Source organism: Clostridium sp. CCUG 7971 (assembly GCF_017590215.1).
Lineage (GTDB): Bacteria > Bacillota > Clostridia > Peptostreptococcales > Peptostreptococcaceae > Faecalimicrobium.
Map to the genome: position 1 here is coordinate 1 of NZ_JAFFPK010000001.1, position 16,993 is coordinate 16,993.

The following is a 16,993-nucleotide window of genomic DNA, read 5'->3' on the forward strand; positions in this document are numbered from 1 at the left end:
TCTATTGTTGTTGTTTTCTTTGCTCTATTTTTAATTTATCCAGATAAGAAACTGCACTAAGTGCTGCTATTTGACCTTGACCTGCTGATTTAATATAAGAATATGGCTTTCCTACACAGTCTCCTGCTGCAAAGCATCCTTCTATGCTTGTTTTCATGTTAAGATCAACTTTAATATGAGGCCCATCAGTTTCAATACCTGGAACTAATGATTTTGGAGATGCACTGTCTTTTATAACAAATACACCATCTACATCAATTTCTTTTTCTTTAAATGCAACCTTATTAACAAGATTATCTCCTTGTATTTGCATCGGTCTATCATTTATAATTTCTATTGAACTATCTAATACATCTGCTGATCTCATTAAAGATTCATTTTTATACATTGGAATAAAGTAAGTTTTAGATGCTATTTCATTTAAAAAGTTAGCTTCTTCTTCAGATTCTTTATTATATCCTATTATAGCTACTTTTTTATCTTTATATAAAGGTGCATCGCAAGTTGCACAGTAACCTACACCCTTACCTAAAAACTCTTCTTCTCCTTTTATAGGCTTCCCATATTCAACACCAGTGGCTAGTATTACTGTAGTTGCTTCATACATCTCATCACCTGACATTAGTGCAAAATAATCGCCCATAGCATATACGTTGTTTATTTTTTTATTAGATATCTCAATATCCATATTTGTTATATGCTCTTTAAACTTATCTTTTAATTCATCTCCACTTATATCATAAAAACCTAAATAATTATCTATTGACGGAGCCTTTACAAGTTTATTGCTTAAATTTTCATTTCCAAATATAATTGTACTTTTATTTCTAATTTTTGCATTTACGGCTGCAGATAGCCCGGCTGGACCACTTCCAACTATAGCTATATCATATCTCATATTTACCACCTATCATTTTATAAATGTGATTGAACTTTAGCTTTTATTTTTTCTTTAGGCATAAACCCTACTAAAGATTCAACTGGTTTACCATCTTTAAATATCATCATTGTCGGTACTGTTGATATATTAAATTGTTGAGCTATTTCTAAACTTTGGTCTATATCAACTTTTACAAATCTTGCTTCATTTTGCATTTCACTCCCTAATTCTTCAAACACTGGAGCTAACATTTTACACGGCCCACACCAAGTTGCAAAAAAGTCTACCACTACTACCCCATTGTTGTTTTCAACCTCGCCTCTAAATTGAGAAGTACTTATAATTTTCGCCATTTTCTTACCCTCCTAAATATCCTTCTATCTATACTATGAATTTCCATATAATATAGTTATTATTTATTATAATTTTAAATAATTTTAATTAATGTTTTCTACATTCCAATTATACCCAATATATCGAAGTAAAATCAAATTTTTTATTAATTATTTTTTAGTTTATTTATTTGGGATTACTATTTCAAACTCTGTCTTTTTACCTATTTCTGAATTTACATTTATATTATATTTTAGATTTAAAGATAACATCTTTGCTATAGATAATCCTATTCCAGATCCATCGATATCTTTATTTCTTATATTATCGCTTCTAAAGAATCTATCAAATATATGAGGTATATCTTCTTTATTTATACCTATTCCAGTATCTATAATAGATATAGCTATATATAAATTATCCTTTTGAATAACTTTTATTAAGATATTATCTTCCATTTTTGTATACTTAAATGCATTATCTATAAATATAATAATTAGCTGTCTTAGTTTATTTTTATCTGTAGTAATAATTTTATTCTTTAAATCAAAATATACTTCAAAGTTTTTATTTTGAATTTCAGCTATATCAATATAATCATTACTTATTTCATCTATTAACTCTTTTAAATCTATACTTTCTAGATTTAATTTGACAATAGCTTCTTCTTTTGTAAGTGACAATAAATCACTTATCATTTTTTTTATTCTTCTAGTTTCTCTCATAGCATCTGCTATAGTCTCTACTTCATCACCTATAGTATTATTAGGAGACTTTAGCATGCTTTCTAATTTTGACGAAACTATTGATATAGGAGTTCTAATTTCATGTGATGCATCTTGTATAAACTGTGCTTGATTATTCCATGCTGTTTCTATTGGAGATAGCGCCTTTTTTGTTAAATACAAGGCTAAAAAATAAGTAATCATCAATGCTATTACCATACCAATTATAAATACAAATATAAGTTGTTTAAAAGAATTCATTTCTATATCTATATTTCTTATTATTTGAATTCTATATTTACCAATATTAATGCTTAGTTCTCTAAACTTATACCCATTTTTACTATATGTAAAAAATTGATTTTCTTTATTATGATTTTCAGGTACTAAATCATAGAAATAGCTGTTTCTAGTATAATACCTTATTTCATCGCCTTCATATATATACACCATATTACTCGGATCTTCTAATACCATTGGTCCAAAAAATGAAGTATTTTTTAACTGCCTTGATACAGAATTTAATTCTCCACTTAATTTATTATCTATACTATTATAAGTAAGGTTTTTAAAATAAGAGAATATAAATATAGAAAATATTATTAATAAACTAACAACAACTACTATATTTACCTTTATTAAACTATTTTTTGTCTTAGTAAATACATTTTTATTTATCATCAAAAATATAACCTACTTTTCTCTTAGTTTTTATATATTTATCATATCCATACTTATTTAATTTTTTTCTTAAATTACTTACATATACTTCTACTATTTCCATGCTTGAATCAGATTCCATTCCCCATATTCTGTCATAAATTTGTTCCTTTAGTAAAATGGATCCTTTATTTAATAGAAAATACTCTAGCAAATTAAATTGCTTATTTTGAAGTACTATTTCATCTGAACCTATAAATATTCTTTTTTTACTAGTATCTAATTTTAATTCCTTAAACTCTATAATATTTCTTTCTTTTAATTTTCCATTAGTTCTAAGAATGGCATATGATCTTGCTACTAATTCTTCTATATAAAATGGCTTTGTTAAATAATCATTGGCTCCTATTGTAAAGGCTTCTACTTTATCATCTAATGATTCTTTTGCTGTTAATATAAGAACAGGAGTATCTATATTATTTTTTCTCATATTTTTTAAAATATCTACTCCATTTATATTTGGTAGCATTAAATCAAGTATTATTAAATCATATATATTCTGATTTATTAGATATAAAGCCTCTTCTCCATCTTCACATTTCTCTGTTTCAAAATGTTTATTTAATTCTATGGATATACTTTCTATAAGTTTTTTATTATCTTCAACTATTAATACTTTCATTTTAACTCCTTCTTAAAATTATAGTCTTCATTTTCATATAATTAAATTATACCTCTTAAGAAAAATATGTAAAATATAATTTATAAAAAATAAAAAGCTTACTATATACTTAATTAATAAGTAAATACAGTAAGCCTTTCACTTTTTTTTAATTTATTATTTATTTTCGATATAACTGCTTTTAACTCGATATATTACTCAAACTTATTTTGGTTATACTCTTGAATAATCTTAACAAAATCTTCTATATTCATATTATTACCTGTATTATCTATCATTTGATGATAATACCAATTTGCAAATTCTGGATTTGCTAAAGTTTCATTCATTTTTTCAAAATCTAAATTTCCATGGTTAAAATTATTATTTTCATTCATGTTATCACCCCTTAGAATATTTTTATTATTCGTCGTAGATGTAGGATTTATACATTTACTTTTCCTCCTTTTTTTATATATTATTTATTAATGCTAGCTTTATGAGTTTTAAGGTCAATATCTATACTAGCTTTTTCTTTGACATCATCGTAGTTATAGCCTAATATTTCTATTTTTTTTGCAGCTTGAGAAGTTACAGTTTCTATTTCAACTTCTTGTGATGGCTTTAAAACGCTATATTCAGATATATGACTTACCATTATATATTCGCCATCTTCATTTAATTCTCCTATTTTTAGAATAATATTTCCTAAAGATTTATTTGATGAGTTTTTAACTTTTACCCCATAAGTTATTCCATCTTCAGACTCACTTAACTTATATATGTCTGATGTCACTAAAATCTCATAATCTTTACTACTTTCTAATTTTAAAGTTTTTTCTTTTATCTCTATATCATCATTTTTAGTATTTACTAAAACTTCTTTGCCTTCTGCTTCATAACGATAGCCTACTACTTTTAAACTATCTGTATATTCTTTATGTCCAAACACTATATATGCACTTTCTCCTGGATTTAGAGTCATATCTAAAAGTGATTCAGATTTATCTATTATATTTTTATTTTTATCAAATTCTTCATACTCTATCCAAATCTTAGATATATCAAAATTAGCTTTATTTTCTATTCTTGTTGACGTATCTATTTTATTTTTATCACTTTTAACTATATTTACAATTTCAGAATTTCCTACGCTAATAGCTTTTGCATTATTTTCAGTTATTTCTATACTATGTACGGATTTTTCTTCTTTAACTTTAGTAAAATTATAATTTGTACACGCTGTTAATAAAACAATATTTACTAGTATTGCTATAGTTAATAAATATAATTTATTTATATATCTCTTCATATTTAAACACCTCATGTTTAATATTAATATTATTATATTCTTATATTTCAATAATTTCACTTAATTTTGCAGTTTTCATTTTATTTATTAACTATTTACAGTAAATGTTTATATTCATTCATAAAATCATTTAATGCTTGAGTTAGTACTTCCGACTTACTAAATTGAGAATTACTGCATATTCTTTCAAAATCTTCCCATGTTTTTTTATCTACTCTTATAGTCGCACTTTTTAAATCCTTTAATTCTCTTTTATCAATATTTATATCTTTTTTATTATTTTTCTTCGGTTTTACAGCTCTATAATCTTTAACTTGCATATACCAATCATATACTTCACATAGTTTATCCATATCTTCTTGTGTTATATTTATTTTTCTATCTTTTTTAGGTTGAGTTTTCTTAGGTGTAGTTTTAGAAGTGTTAACATCTTTACTTAAGTTTTTCTTTTTAGATTGCTTTACAACCTCTTCACTTTTAGTGGTTGTCTTTTTTTCTGTCACTTTCTTTTTACTATTTTCTTTCTTAGCTGAATTAATATCAGTAAATGAAATTTGATTTATTTCTTTTTTATCTTTTAAAATATATCTTTCATTTTCTAGCTTATATCCTTTTTTATTTAAAAAAGCTTTTAATGTTTTAGTAACTATTCCAAGTTCTTTTGCTATATCATCAATTGATACTCCTTTATTTTGTAACTCTAAAAATTTATCTAATCTTTCATTTCCTTTCATATTTATTCCTCCATCATTATGCATCTATTATTTCGTTTATTTATTGTATCATAATATATATTGTTTAACAAAACCCTAGTATTTTAGGTAGTAATTAAATAATAAATTTTTGTCAAATAAAATTTTTATTTATGGTTAATATATATATATTAATTTACATTTTAATATATAAATTAAAAAATTATTTTATATATTGCATTATTTTTTATATTTATTGTAAATCTTTAGAAATCGCTATTTTTTCTTATTTTTTTAAACTATTTTTTAAATCTTTGTTATTTTTTTATTTAATTTTTAGTTTTTTCTAAAAAAAACCATTTACTTTTGTCGAAAATTATTTTATACTCATAATTGTTCAAAGGCATATTCAATCGCCGCGGGAAAACACTACCAAGAAAATTGGTTAGTTATAATTTTTTAATTAGGAGGAAAATTAAAATGACACAAATTTTAACAGGTACTGCATTATTATTAGTAGTATTGGCATTATTCACTTTATTCAGTTACAAAGCTCCGCAAGGGATGAAGGCAATGGGAGCGTTAGCAAACGCTGCTTGTGCTAGTTTCTTAGTTGAAGCTTTCCATGCATCAGTATTTGGTGATTTAGTTGGTATAGAATTCTTAGGTAAAGTTGGTCAAGCAAACGGTTCATTAGGTGGAGTTGCAGCTGCTATATTAGTACCACTTGCATTAGGTGTATCTCCAGTTTACGCTGTATTAACAGGTTTAGCTTGTTCAGGATTTGGTATACTTCCAGGTTTCATAGCTGGTTATGTAACATCATTCGTTGTTAAATTCTTAGAAAAGAAAGTTCCAGCAGGACTTGATTTAATAGTTATAATATTAGTAGGAGCTCCATTAGCAAGATTTATAGCTATGAATATGTCTCCAATAGTTGATGGTACTTTATTACAAATCGGTAAAGTTTTAATAGAAGCTGCTAATGCTTCTCCAATAGTTATGGGTCTTATACTTGGTGGATTAATAACAGTTGTTGCAACTGCTCCACTTAGTTCAATGGCATTAACTTCAATAATAGGTTTAACAGGTGTACCAATGGCTATAGGTGCTTTAGCAGTATTCGGTTCTTCTTTCATGAACTATGTATTCTTCTCAAAAATGAAGTTTGGTTCAAAGAAAGATACAATATCTGTTGCAATAGAGCCATTAACACAATCAGATATAATATCTGCTAACCCATTACCAGTTTACTGTACTAACTTTATAGGTGGAGCTATGTCTGGTGTAATAGTTGCTTATATGGGTCTTACTGTATCAACTCCTGGTATGGCTACTCCAATAGCAGGTTTTGCAATATCAGTTGCTCAAAACGGAACTAGAGCTTTAATAGCTGCTGCAGGATGTATAGTAGTAAGTATATTAGGTGCATTCATAGGACATGCAATATTCAAAAATACAAAAATAAAAACAGCTGCTGAAATCAGAGGAACTCAACAAGATGATTTAATAGCTTAATATAAAAAAAGAACACAGGTTAATCTGTGTTCTTTTTTATATATTTTATTGGTGCGGATGAAGGGAGTCGAACCCCCACGCCATAGGCGCCAGATCCTAAGTCTGGTGCGTCTGCCAATTCCGCCACATCCGCCAATATTTATTTCAATATAATTGTAGTCCTATTTAATTTGTTTAGCAACAATTTTATCTTATTATTTTTCTTGTTAATGTACCTATACCTAATCCCATCATAATAATACCTATTATCATTTCAAAATTAGATACCATATAACTAATTTCTGAAGGTTGACCATTGTTAACACCAATACCACCAAACATTCCTACACTTAAGTTTAAAGTTTCATTAAAGTCTCCAATAACTTCAAATAAACTTAAGCTACCTATACTAGATAATGTGTAATGTATATCTTTTGCTTTATCTATAGTTACACCCGTAAACATATATATAACTGCAAATGTAAATATTATTGCTAATCCTGAAAACAATGCAAATTCAGGTCTTTCACCATATCCACATGTAAGCCAAGCTATAGTCGATGTAAATCTAGGAAGTGGTTTCTTAAGTGATTTACGTTCAGTACATTTTGCTAAATAATAATATTCACCAAAATTATTATTTAATGTATTTTCCTTAAACTTATCTGCTAGTGTTTCATATGTCATATAAATACCTTCGTATTCTTGTTTTGTTTTCTCTCTTATTGGTATTTTATCAAAGTATGTTTTTTCATCAAATTTAGTTTTATAATCATCATTAAAATCTAAATTTGTTATATAATAATTAGTCATCTTAAATCCACTCATATCACAATCTTTTATAGTTATCATATTTAGTTCACTTTTATCTATTATTGTACATTTCATAAATGTTTGTTCAAAAGCAGTGTCTTTTATATTACAATTCTCAAATATACAATATGAGATATCACTATTTAAAAATTTTACGTACATTTTACAATTATAAAAACTACATGATAAATTATCTTTCTTATTTAATGATGGAGATTGTTCTGTATCTTCTTTTATTAATATACAATTTTCAAAAACTACCCCACCATCAGCAAATGTACAATCTTCAAATGTACATCCTACGAATCTGCAATCTTTAAATTTAACATTTTTAAAATTACAATCCTTAAATTTAGTACAAATCATATCCTCATTGCTAATTTCATGAAAATCAACTTCATCTAGCACACCTTTTTTACCAAACTCCTGACCATTAAATGTAGTATAACTATACTTTGGACTTGGTCTATATCCTACTAAATCTTCATCTCTATGCTTCACCATGTATTTATATACATTTTCATTATTTTTTTTCTTCTTTCTAATTGTTGTCTTGCAACTTCATTTTCTTCTTTAAAATTTATATAACTCATAATTTACTCCTTTGAAATCTAATTAAACTGCTGTAAAACAAAACGCACTGATATATCAGTACGTTTTATTTTTATTATTTACTTTTAATTTAAAAATATACTGTCTAGTTATTATAAACTTTGATTGTATATTTATTATTTGTTATATAAACTACGTTCTACTTTGTAGCTTCTAATTTTTCTTCGTCTACTGTTTTTCCAAATATCTGAACGCCTACATAAATTGCTAATATTGAAATTGGTAAAACTATATAAATAGGTAAACCAAATCCTGCTGGTATATATCCAAATAAGACTGTTATAGCCGCTACAAATAGTGCATATGGCATTTGTGTCTTAACATGTTCTATATGATCACATCCAGCCCCCATAGATGATAATATTGTTGTATCTGATATGGGTGAACAATGGTCTCCAAATATAGCACCTGTTAAAACTGCACTTGTACTTACTATTATAAATGACATTTCTGGGTTTATTGAGTGAGCTAATGGTACTGCTAAAGGCATTAATATCCCCATTGTTCCATATGCTGTCCCTGTTGAAAATGATATTACAGCTCCAAGTATAAATATAATACTTGGTAATAAGAAGTATGGTAATGAACCAGATAATAGTTCTACTAAATATTTAGCTGTACCTAATTCTTTTATTACTGAGCTTAATGACCAAGCAAGTATTAATATAACGCCTGTTATTACTAAAGTTTTCATACCATCTACCCAAACATCTATCGCTTCACTAACTGTAAATATTTTTTTACTTACCGCCATAACTATAGCAACTATTCCTGCAAATAATGCTGATTGGAATAAAGCTATTGATGCATCAGATGCACTAAAAGCTTCTCTTATTGACTCAAATGAAAATGGTGATAATTTAAGGAATTCTATTAAAGTAGCATCATCTGAAGCCATTATAGATGAATATCCACTATAGTAAAATGCTATTAATGCAGTTACTATTAAAGTACCTATTGGTATTATTGCATTCCATATACTTAATTTAACACCTTCTTTTGGTTCTAAATCTGAGTGCTCATCTTTAGTAGTTGCAACTTCTAGGTTGGTTAAACCACTTCTTCTAGCCTTTAATTCCGCCTTTCTCATTGGACCAAAATCTTTCATTAATAATGTTGTCACTACTATAAATGCTAATATTAATATATTGTAGAATCTATATGGTATAGTATTTAAAAATACTCCAAAAGCATCTGTCTCTACTCCTATACCTACAAATGCATCATTTATAAGTCCAACTTCAAGTCCTATCCATGTTGATATTATAGCAAGACCTGCTATTGGCGCTGCTGTAGCATCTATTATGAAAGCTAATCTTTCTCTAGATATTTTCATTTTATCAGCTACTGGTCTCATCATCGGACCTATTATTAATGAATTTGCATAGTCATCAAAGAATACTAAAAGTCCTGAAAACCATGTTATCATTTGTGTTCCTTTTGGAGTTTTTGCTCTTTTAGCAAGAGCTTCAGCTATAGCTTTAGCTCCACCCATCTTAGCTACAAGGTTTATTACTCCACCAATTGCTAAAACTTGAAGTATTATACCTGCATTCCATGGATCTGCTAATGAACTCAATGCTCTGTTTACTACATCTAAAAATGATAATATTAACGCATTGAGCATATTAGTGTTTGATAAACTAATTATGAAACTTCCTGACATAATACCTATAAATAGAGAAACTACTACGTTTTTAGTTATAAATGCAAGTATTATTGCTACTATTGGCGGTATTAAAGTAAATACTCCAAATTTTTGTGAATTAATTGATGCAATATCAGCCTCAGCTGCAAAAACTAATGGTGATGATAGTAAGAATACTATCATTGTTAAAAATATAATCCTTAAATTTCTACTGTTCATAAAAATTCCCCCTTATTTATTTTTGTGAATAGGTTTAGGGTATAAAAAAAGCCTTGAGTTTACACTCAAGGCTATAAAATTATGTACACAAATAAAACTATACTATAATAATTCCTTAAATGTAGCTCACCACAAAACAAGTTTGTGACAGTGATGCATATATTTTATGCATCCCCAGACATATAACCTTAAAGCATCAGTTATATACTTCGGCGATAATTCCTTTCCTAATAAGTCTTTGTGCTTACCTCATTATTAGTACTGATAAGTATCGCGCCTCTACCCTTTATGTTTATTCACTTTTAAATTTAAGTAGAGTATACATGATACTTTTATAAGTTGCAAGATAATTTTGAATCTTTTTTATTTTAATTTACATTTATTAAATTTTATGATAATATTTATAAATACTTCTTGAAAAATTTGAAGATTTTTTATTTTTCATAATATTTAATATCAAAATATAAAATTATTAAAAGAATTTTATTAAATTTATATTATAAATGTATAAAAAATGATATTTTAAATTTATATAAATTTATTAGATTTTTAAGTTCTATCAAGATAAATTTAAATTTTATTTTAATCTTTTTTATTTTACATTCATGTAAATTTAATTAATTAAGTATTTTTTATTTTTCCTTTATTTTTATAACAGCGTTTTTTGTCAAACGCTTTATTTTTTTATTTACTTTTTAATATTAACTATATTATAATCAAGTATGTTAGATTTTAATTATTGGTTATTGAGGAGAGTTTTTAGTATGAAAAAATATACTTACGAAGAAGTAAAAATGATGTATGGAAAAATTAGTCCCTTTGAATTTAAGGATAAATTAATAGATTTAGCAAAATACAATGCTGAAATAAAAAATATAGCTATGCTTGATGCAGGCAGAGGAAATCCAAATTGGACTGCTGCAACTCCAAGAGAAGCATTCTTTACATTTGGACAATTTGCAGTTAATGAAACCCGCTTAAATTGGGATTTAGGTGACTTAGCTGGGATGCCTCAAAGAGAAGGTATTTGTAAACGATTTTATAAATATATAGAAGATAATAGTAATATGCCAGGTATAAACCTTTTAAGAGCCATAGTTGATTATTGTATAAATGAATTAAATTTTGATGGAGATAATTTTATTTATGAATTAGCTGATGCTATAATTGGAGACAATTATCCAGTACCTGATAGAATGCTACCTCATATAGAAAAAATAGTTCATAATTATTTAGTACAAGAGATGAAGTATGATATAAATTTAGGTGGAAATTTAGAAATATTTGCTGTTGAAGGCGCTACTGCAGCTATGTGTTACATTTTTGATTCTTTAATGGCTAATGAGCTTTTAAGAAAAGGCGATAAAATAGCTATCATGACACCTATTTTCACTCCTTATCTTGAAATACCTCATCTTCCTAAATATGAATTCAATGTTATAAACATAAATGCAGATGAAGTTGACTATTTTGGAAATCATACTTGGCAATACTCAAAAAAAGAGTTAGAAAAGCTTAAAGATACATCTATTAAGGCTTTATTTGTTGTTAACCCTAACAATCCAGCTTCTATAGCTATAAGTGATGACTCTGCTAATAATTTAGTAGATGTAGTTAAAAATTTTAATAAAGATTTAATGATTATTTCTGATGACGTTTATGGAACTTTTGTTAATGACTTTACTTCATTAATGGCTAAACTTCCTTATAATACAATTGGTGTATACTCTTACTCTAAATACTTTGGTGTTACTGGTTGGAGATTAGGTACAATGGCACTTCATGAAAATAATGTATTTGATAAAAGAATTAATGATTTAGACGATAATTTAAAGAAATCTTTAGATAAACGTTATGGAGATATGAGACTTAATCCATCAACTATTTCTTTTATGGATAGAATAGTTGCTGATAGTAGGCTTGTTGCACTTAACCACACTGCTGGACTTTCTACTCCACAACAAGTTCAAATGGCATTTTTCTCTGCTTTCGCTTTAATCGATATTGAAAATGATTATAAAGCACTTAACATCAGTATTTGTAGAAAACGTCAAGAATTATTATACAACGCTTTACAAATACCTTTAAATGAGGATAAAAACAACGCTTATTATTATACTCAATTTGATATAGAACAATGGGCTAGGGTTAGTTATGGAGAAGATTTTGTAAATTATATTAAATCTAATTACGATCCAGTAGATATTTTATATAAATTAGCAAATGATTACTCTGTTGTTTTACTTAGTGGAGGTGGGTTCGCTGGACCAAATTGGTCTATAAGAGTTTCTCTGGCAAACCTTCATGATGAAGATTATCCTAAAATAGGCAAATCTATAAAGAGAATATTAAATGAATATTTAAAAGCTTGGAAAAATTCAAGTTCTAATAATTGTGTATTACTAAAAAATAGCTAAGGTATTATAACCTTAGCTATTTTTTATAATCCCAACCGCTAAACTTAAGTAACGGACGTAGTCGTTTGAGCAACATGTTGGCGAATTACTTGAGCGATATGATAGAAGCGAATTTTTTATATTAATTTAATTTTTTAGAAATTTATATTTTGTTTCTCTATATGAATTTGATGCCACAAGCAAAATGCAAATATTGTCCAAATTTTTCTTGAGTTATCTTCTTTATTTTTAATATGATTATCTAAAAGCCCTAATGCATAATTTTTATTTATAAAATTATTAACATCAGCTTCATTTATAGTCTTTCTAACAACATCTCCTAAATCTTCTTTAAGCCATACTCTTATTGGCGTTGGAAAACCTAGCTTTTTCTTTTGTACCATATGCTTAGGTACTATATCTTTAAACGCTTCTCTAAGTAACACTTTCGTATTATCTTTACTAATTTTTTGATGTAACTTTAAATGTTTAGATGTTTCTAATACTTCTTTATCTAAAAATGGAACTCTAAGTTCTATAGATTGAGACATAGACATTTTATCAGCTTTTTGCAAAATATCGCCTTGAAGCCATGTGTTTATATCTATGTACTGCATTGTTGTGACATAATCATAATTTTTCTTATTAGCTTCATTATATATTGAAGCTAATATATTTTGATATTTATGTTCTTCATTATAATTTTTTAAAATTAATTTTACTTCATCATTATCAAATATTTTAGCATTTCCTATATATCTACTATTTAAAGGAGTACTAGCTCTATGTAAGTAACTTTTACCTTTAATATTAGGCATACTCTCTGAAACTTTATTTATAAACTTCTTTACACTCTCTGGCATACTTTGTATATTTTTTACGCTATTGTACTCTTTATATATATTATACCCTCCAAATAGTTCATCTGCGCCTTCTCCTGATAGTACTACAGTAACATGTTTTTTAGCTTCTTTAGATAAAAAATATATCCCCACTTCAGATGGATCTGCAACAGGATCATCTAAATAATAAAATACTTTAGGAAGTGCTTTTATATATTCTTCTTGGCTTACATTAATTGCTATATTCTCTATCCCTAAAGCATCTGCCGTTTTTTTAGCAACTTCTAATTCGTCATATCCTTGTACTCCAAACCCTATTGAAAATGATTTTATGTTAGGATTTATACTAGATGCTACAGATGCCACTATAGCTGAGTCTATTCCTCCAGATAAAAACGTCCCTACTTCAACATTCGCCACCATATGTTTTGTTATAGAATCTACAATAACATCTTGTACATCTTTAGATGTAACATCTTTATCTCCAATTAACTCTACATCATAGTATTTATTTAAAACTAATTTGTTATCTTTTATTGTAAATGAATAACCTGGAGGTATTAATTTTATATTTTTTATCATAGTTTCAATTGGTGGGGCAAACTGAAATGATAAATAGTTTTGTAAACTTTTTTCATTTATTTTTAATTTAGGTAAAATATTAATTATAGCCTTATATTCTGATGAAAATGCAACTAAATCATCATTTTCTATATAGTAAATAGGTTTTATCCCAAAATGATCCCTTGCTCCAAATATTGTATCATTTTTTTCATCATAAATTATGAATGTAAACATTCCTCTTAAGTCATTTACACATTTATTACCATTATCTATATATTTAGTTAATAAAACCTCTGTATCACACTCTGTTTTAAACTTATGTCCTTTTTCCATCAAGCTTTCTTTTAATTCCTCATGATTATAAATTTCACCATTAAAAACTATAACCTTATTTTCCTTTTTTAAAGGTTGATTTCCATTTTCAACATCTATTATACTTAATCTCTTAAATACAAACTCTACCTTATCATTTTTATATAGTCCTGTATAATTTGGACCTCTATGATGTATATTTTCTGCTAAGTTCTCTATATCTATTTTAATATTTTTATCTTTTTTCTTATAATATATTGATACATATCCACACATATATAATTTATTTCCTCCTGACAGCTATGTATCTCTTATTTTTGACATAATAATAAACTTTATACATAATCCTTACTTAAACTATATACAAAGTTTAATTCTTATTACTATTTAAATTATTGTAGCTTTACTATATCCTCTAAGTGCATGATTAAGGCCTTTCCTGGACAACTATCTATACTCTTCCTAAATTTTTACAGTTATCAAGTTTATTATGAAATTATTTGTTGTATAAATCTTTTTCTTCTATAGAAGAATACTATTAATTTACTTCTCTTATTGTAATTAATAATTATATGCTATTTATTACCAATCTATTTTGTATAGTTTATAAGCATACTATATACTGAGGTGATCTTATGAAAAAAAAATTATTAGCTTTATTTTTAGCAAGTTTATTCATATGTTCAAATTTTTTAAATGCTTTTGCTAATATACCTGATTATACCCCTTTTAAGCCTAAAGCGTTAAATTATGCATATGACGCATTTGAGCCATACATAAATAAAGAAACTATGGTTCTTCACCACGATAAACATTATATAACTTACTTAGAAAAACTTAATAGCATAATTAAAACTCATCCAGAACTTTATAATGCTAGTATTTACGAATTACTATCATGCTTAGATTGCTTACCAAGTGATGTAGCTCAAGATATAAAAAATAATGGCGGTGGAGTTTATAATCACGAGTTTTTCTTCGATATAATGACTTCTAAAAAGACTTCTCCTTCAAAAAATCTTAACGATGCTATAATAAGAGATTTTGGGTCTTTTGATGACTTTAAAGAACAATTTAAAAAATCTGCACTTAACGTTTTTGGATCAGGTTGGACATGGTTAGTATCTAATAAAGAAGGTAAGTTATCTATAGTTAATACTTCAAATCAAGATACTCCTATATCAGTAAATCTTAAACCTATAATTGGAATCGATGTTTGGGAACATGCCTACTATTTATCTTACAAAAATAATAGATCTAACTATATAGATAATTGGTTTAACCTTGTTAATTGGGACAAAGCATTAGAAAACTATAATAGTAAATAAATTTTCAAATTTAAGTTTAGTGGCTATGGGTATATTTGTAATATTATATACCATTATTTGTTAAAGTTTTTTGAAAAAATCTAATATTTGCTATATAATTTAAAGAATCTAGTATTATAGTATCGACATTACATTTAAGCATCATGGGAGGAATTATGGTAAAAGAAACTCATATAAAAGGTGGATATATTTTTGCACTTTTAGCACTACCTTTTATTAACAATAAATTTTTAGTTGGGTACGACCTTATATATAAACTTATTTTAATATCAATTTATATATATTTTTCATATATTGGCTCTTTATTTCCTGATATAGATATGAGAGGCTCTTATATTAGCAAAAGGTACCCTATATTATATAAAAAAATAGGATCTAAATTTAAACACAGAGGATTTACCCATAGCCTAATATTCATATCATTTTTATGCTATATATTTGGTTTATTAGTCAAATTTTCAGATAATAATATTGTGTTTTTATGTTTATATAACGGATTCATAATTGGGTATATATCACATTTATGCCTTGATATAATCACTAAAGAAGGCATACAAATTTTTTATCCTATTTGCATTAACTTTTCTTTATTACCTATAAAAACTAGTTCGAAATGTGAAAAAATAATTTGCAAAGCGCTTAATTTTGTATTTATATTTTTACTTGGATATAGATTTTATATATTATTCTAATATAAAAGCCCCTATAACATATATAGGGGCTTTCTCTTATTTTATATTATTATCATGTTTATGCTCTTCAAGACTTGAATTAACTTTACTTCCAATTGTCCAAGATAAAAATACTAATAATACAAATACAGCTATTTTTATAGGATTATTTATAAATCCTTCTATATCACTTGCTGGATAACTTACTACTAAAAACATTACAAATTTTCCAGCTAACATTGCAGGTATAAAGTTTATTGCTTCTCTTTTACAAAATGCAGATGTTATTGTAACTAAAAAACTTGGTACAAATGGGCATGAATAAGCAATAAATAATAATTTAAATCCTTGCTTTTCCATCCATTTTATAGCTTTCTCTGTTTTATTATTTCTTAACTTATTAAATAATTTATTATCATTAAATTTACTAACTAATAAAAATAATGCTATCGTTCCTAGTCCCGAGCCTATCCAAGATATAAAAAGTCCCCCCCATAATCCAAGCATAAGTGCATTGGCTCCAACTATTGCTATAAGGGGTAATATTGGTAAGAAACTCTCTATAAAGCAACTTATTAGCCCTGCAAACATAGCAAGAACCCAGTAATCTTTAGCTAAATCGAATAACCCTTGAATATACTCCATCCATCCTGTCTCCTTTGTTTATTAAAAACATTTATTTAAAATATTTTACTTTAAATAAATGTTAAGCTCTTTATCTTTATGATATAAATAAATTATACCCTATTTATCTTACAAGATTATTACATTTATCTTACAATTTTGCAAAATATAATAAAAAAAAGCTAAAGTAAGTTTAAAATTTAC

General features: G+C 26.5%; 15 protein-coding genes, 1 tRNA gene and 1 riboswitch. Of the genes, 4 read left to right on the forward strand and 12 right to left on the reverse strand.

Features of this window, described 5'->3' with window-relative positions:
• Position 1: 1 nt before the first annotated feature.
• The 7 genes from JWF52_RS00005 to JWF52_RS00035 form a co-directional block, all read right to left on the reverse strand.
• A complete protein-coding gene (locus tag JWF52_RS00005) occupies positions 2–898 on the reverse strand; it encodes an NAD(P)/FAD-dependent oxidoreductase (RefSeq protein ID WP_208331329.1) in 897 nt (298 codons plus the stop codon).
• A 17-nt stretch (positions 899–915) separates the two neighbouring features.
• Entirely contained in the window at positions 916–1,233 is a 318-nt protein-coding gene (trxA, locus tag JWF52_RS00010) for a thioredoxin (protein ID WP_208331330.1), read from the reverse strand.
• Positions 1,234–1,395: 162 nt separating this feature from the next.
• A complete protein-coding gene (locus JWF52_RS00015; RefSeq protein ID WP_208331356.1) occupies positions 1,396–2,619 on the reverse strand; it encodes a sensor histidine kinase in 1,224 nt (407 codons plus the stop codon).
• Positions 2,609–3,280 (reverse strand): response regulator transcription factor, encoded by a 672-nt coding sequence (locus tag JWF52_RS00020; protein ID WP_208331331.1) that lies wholly within the window; start codon positions 3,278–3,280, stop codon positions 2,609–2,611. Before JWF52_RS00020 ends, JWF52_RS00015 begins: the two co-directional genes overlap by 11 nt.
• A 194-nt stretch (positions 3,281–3,474) precedes the next feature.
• Positions 3,475–3,657, reverse strand: coding sequence for a hypothetical protein (locus tag JWF52_RS00025; RefSeq protein WP_208331332.1), 183 nt, complete (start codon positions 3,655–3,657; stop codon positions 3,475–3,477).
• Positions 3,658–3,737: 80 nt separating this feature from the next.
• Positions 3,738–4,571 (reverse strand): hypothetical protein, encoded by an 834-nt coding sequence (locus tag JWF52_RS00030; RefSeq protein WP_208331333.1) that lies wholly within the window; start codon positions 4,569–4,571, stop codon positions 3,738–3,740.
• A 95-nt stretch (positions 4,572–4,666) separates the two neighbouring features.
• On the reverse strand, positions 4,667–5,305 hold the full coding sequence (locus JWF52_RS00035) for a DNA-binding protein (RefSeq protein ID WP_208331334.1): 639 nt from the start codon (positions 5,303–5,305) through the stop codon (positions 4,667–4,669).
• 438 nt (positions 5,306–5,743) lie between these two features.
• Here JWF52_RS00035 and JWF52_RS00040 point away from each other — a divergent pair, with 438 nt between their 5' ends.
• Entirely contained in the window at positions 5,744–6,781 is a 1,038-nt protein-coding gene (locus JWF52_RS00040) for a PTS sugar transporter subunit IIC (RefSeq protein WP_208331335.1), read from the forward strand.
• Between the two features lie 49 nt (positions 6,782–6,830).
• Here the strand turns inward: JWF52_RS00040 and JWF52_RS00045 are convergent.
• From JWF52_RS00045 to JWF52_RS00055, 3 genes are all read right to left on the reverse strand, one after another.
• Positions 6,831–6,914 (reverse strand) — tRNA-Leu (locus JWF52_RS00045).
• A 53-nt stretch (positions 6,915–6,967) separates the two neighbouring features.
• A complete protein-coding gene (locus tag JWF52_RS00050) occupies positions 6,968–8,077 on the reverse strand; it encodes a pentapeptide repeat-containing protein (protein ID WP_286183917.1) in 1,110 nt (369 codons plus the stop codon).
• A 247-nt stretch (positions 8,078–8,324) separates the two neighbouring features.
• Entirely contained in the window at positions 8,325–10,052 is a 1,728-nt protein-coding gene (locus tag JWF52_RS00055; RefSeq protein ID WP_208331336.1) for a Na+/H+ antiporter NhaC family protein, read from the reverse strand.
• Positions 10,053–10,166: 114 nt separating this feature from the next.
• Positions 10,167–10,342: riboswitch (Lysine riboswitch) on the reverse strand.
• A gap of 474 nt (positions 10,343–10,816) precedes the next feature.
• On the opposite strand from JWF52_RS00055, the gene aspD reads away from it, so the two are divergent.
• Entirely contained in the window at positions 10,817–12,469 is a 1,653-nt protein-coding gene (gene aspD / locus JWF52_RS00060) for an aspartate 4-decarboxylase (protein WP_208331337.1), read from the forward strand.
• Between the two features lie 134 nt (positions 12,470–12,603).
• Here the strand turns inward: aspD and asnB are convergent, their stop codons facing one another.
• Positions 12,604–14,442 (reverse strand): asparagine synthase (glutamine-hydrolyzing), encoded by a 1,839-nt coding sequence (gene asnB / locus JWF52_RS00065; RefSeq protein ID WP_208331338.1) that lies wholly within the window; start codon positions 14,440–14,442, stop codon positions 12,604–12,606.
• Positions 14,443–14,801: 359 nt separating this feature from the next.
• On the opposite strand from asnB, the gene JWF52_RS00070 reads away from it, so the two are divergent.
• Both JWF52_RS00070 and JWF52_RS00075 read left to right on the forward strand, forming a co-directional pair.
• Entirely contained in the window at positions 14,802–15,494 is a 693-nt protein-coding gene (locus tag JWF52_RS00070) for a superoxide dismutase (RefSeq protein WP_208331339.1), read from the forward strand.
• A gap of 155 nt (positions 15,495–15,649) precedes the next feature.
• Positions 15,650–16,186, forward strand: coding sequence for a metal-dependent hydrolase (locus tag JWF52_RS00075; RefSeq protein ID WP_208331340.1), 537 nt, complete (start codon positions 15,650–15,652; stop codon positions 16,184–16,186).
• Between the two features lie 36 nt (positions 16,187–16,222).
• Here JWF52_RS00075 and JWF52_RS00080 read toward each other — a convergent pair whose 3' ends face one another.
• Positions 16,223–16,810, reverse strand: coding sequence for a TVP38/TMEM64 family protein (locus JWF52_RS00080; protein WP_208331341.1), 588 nt, complete (start codon positions 16,808–16,810; stop codon positions 16,223–16,225).
• Positions 16,811–16,993 lie beyond the last annotated feature (183 nt).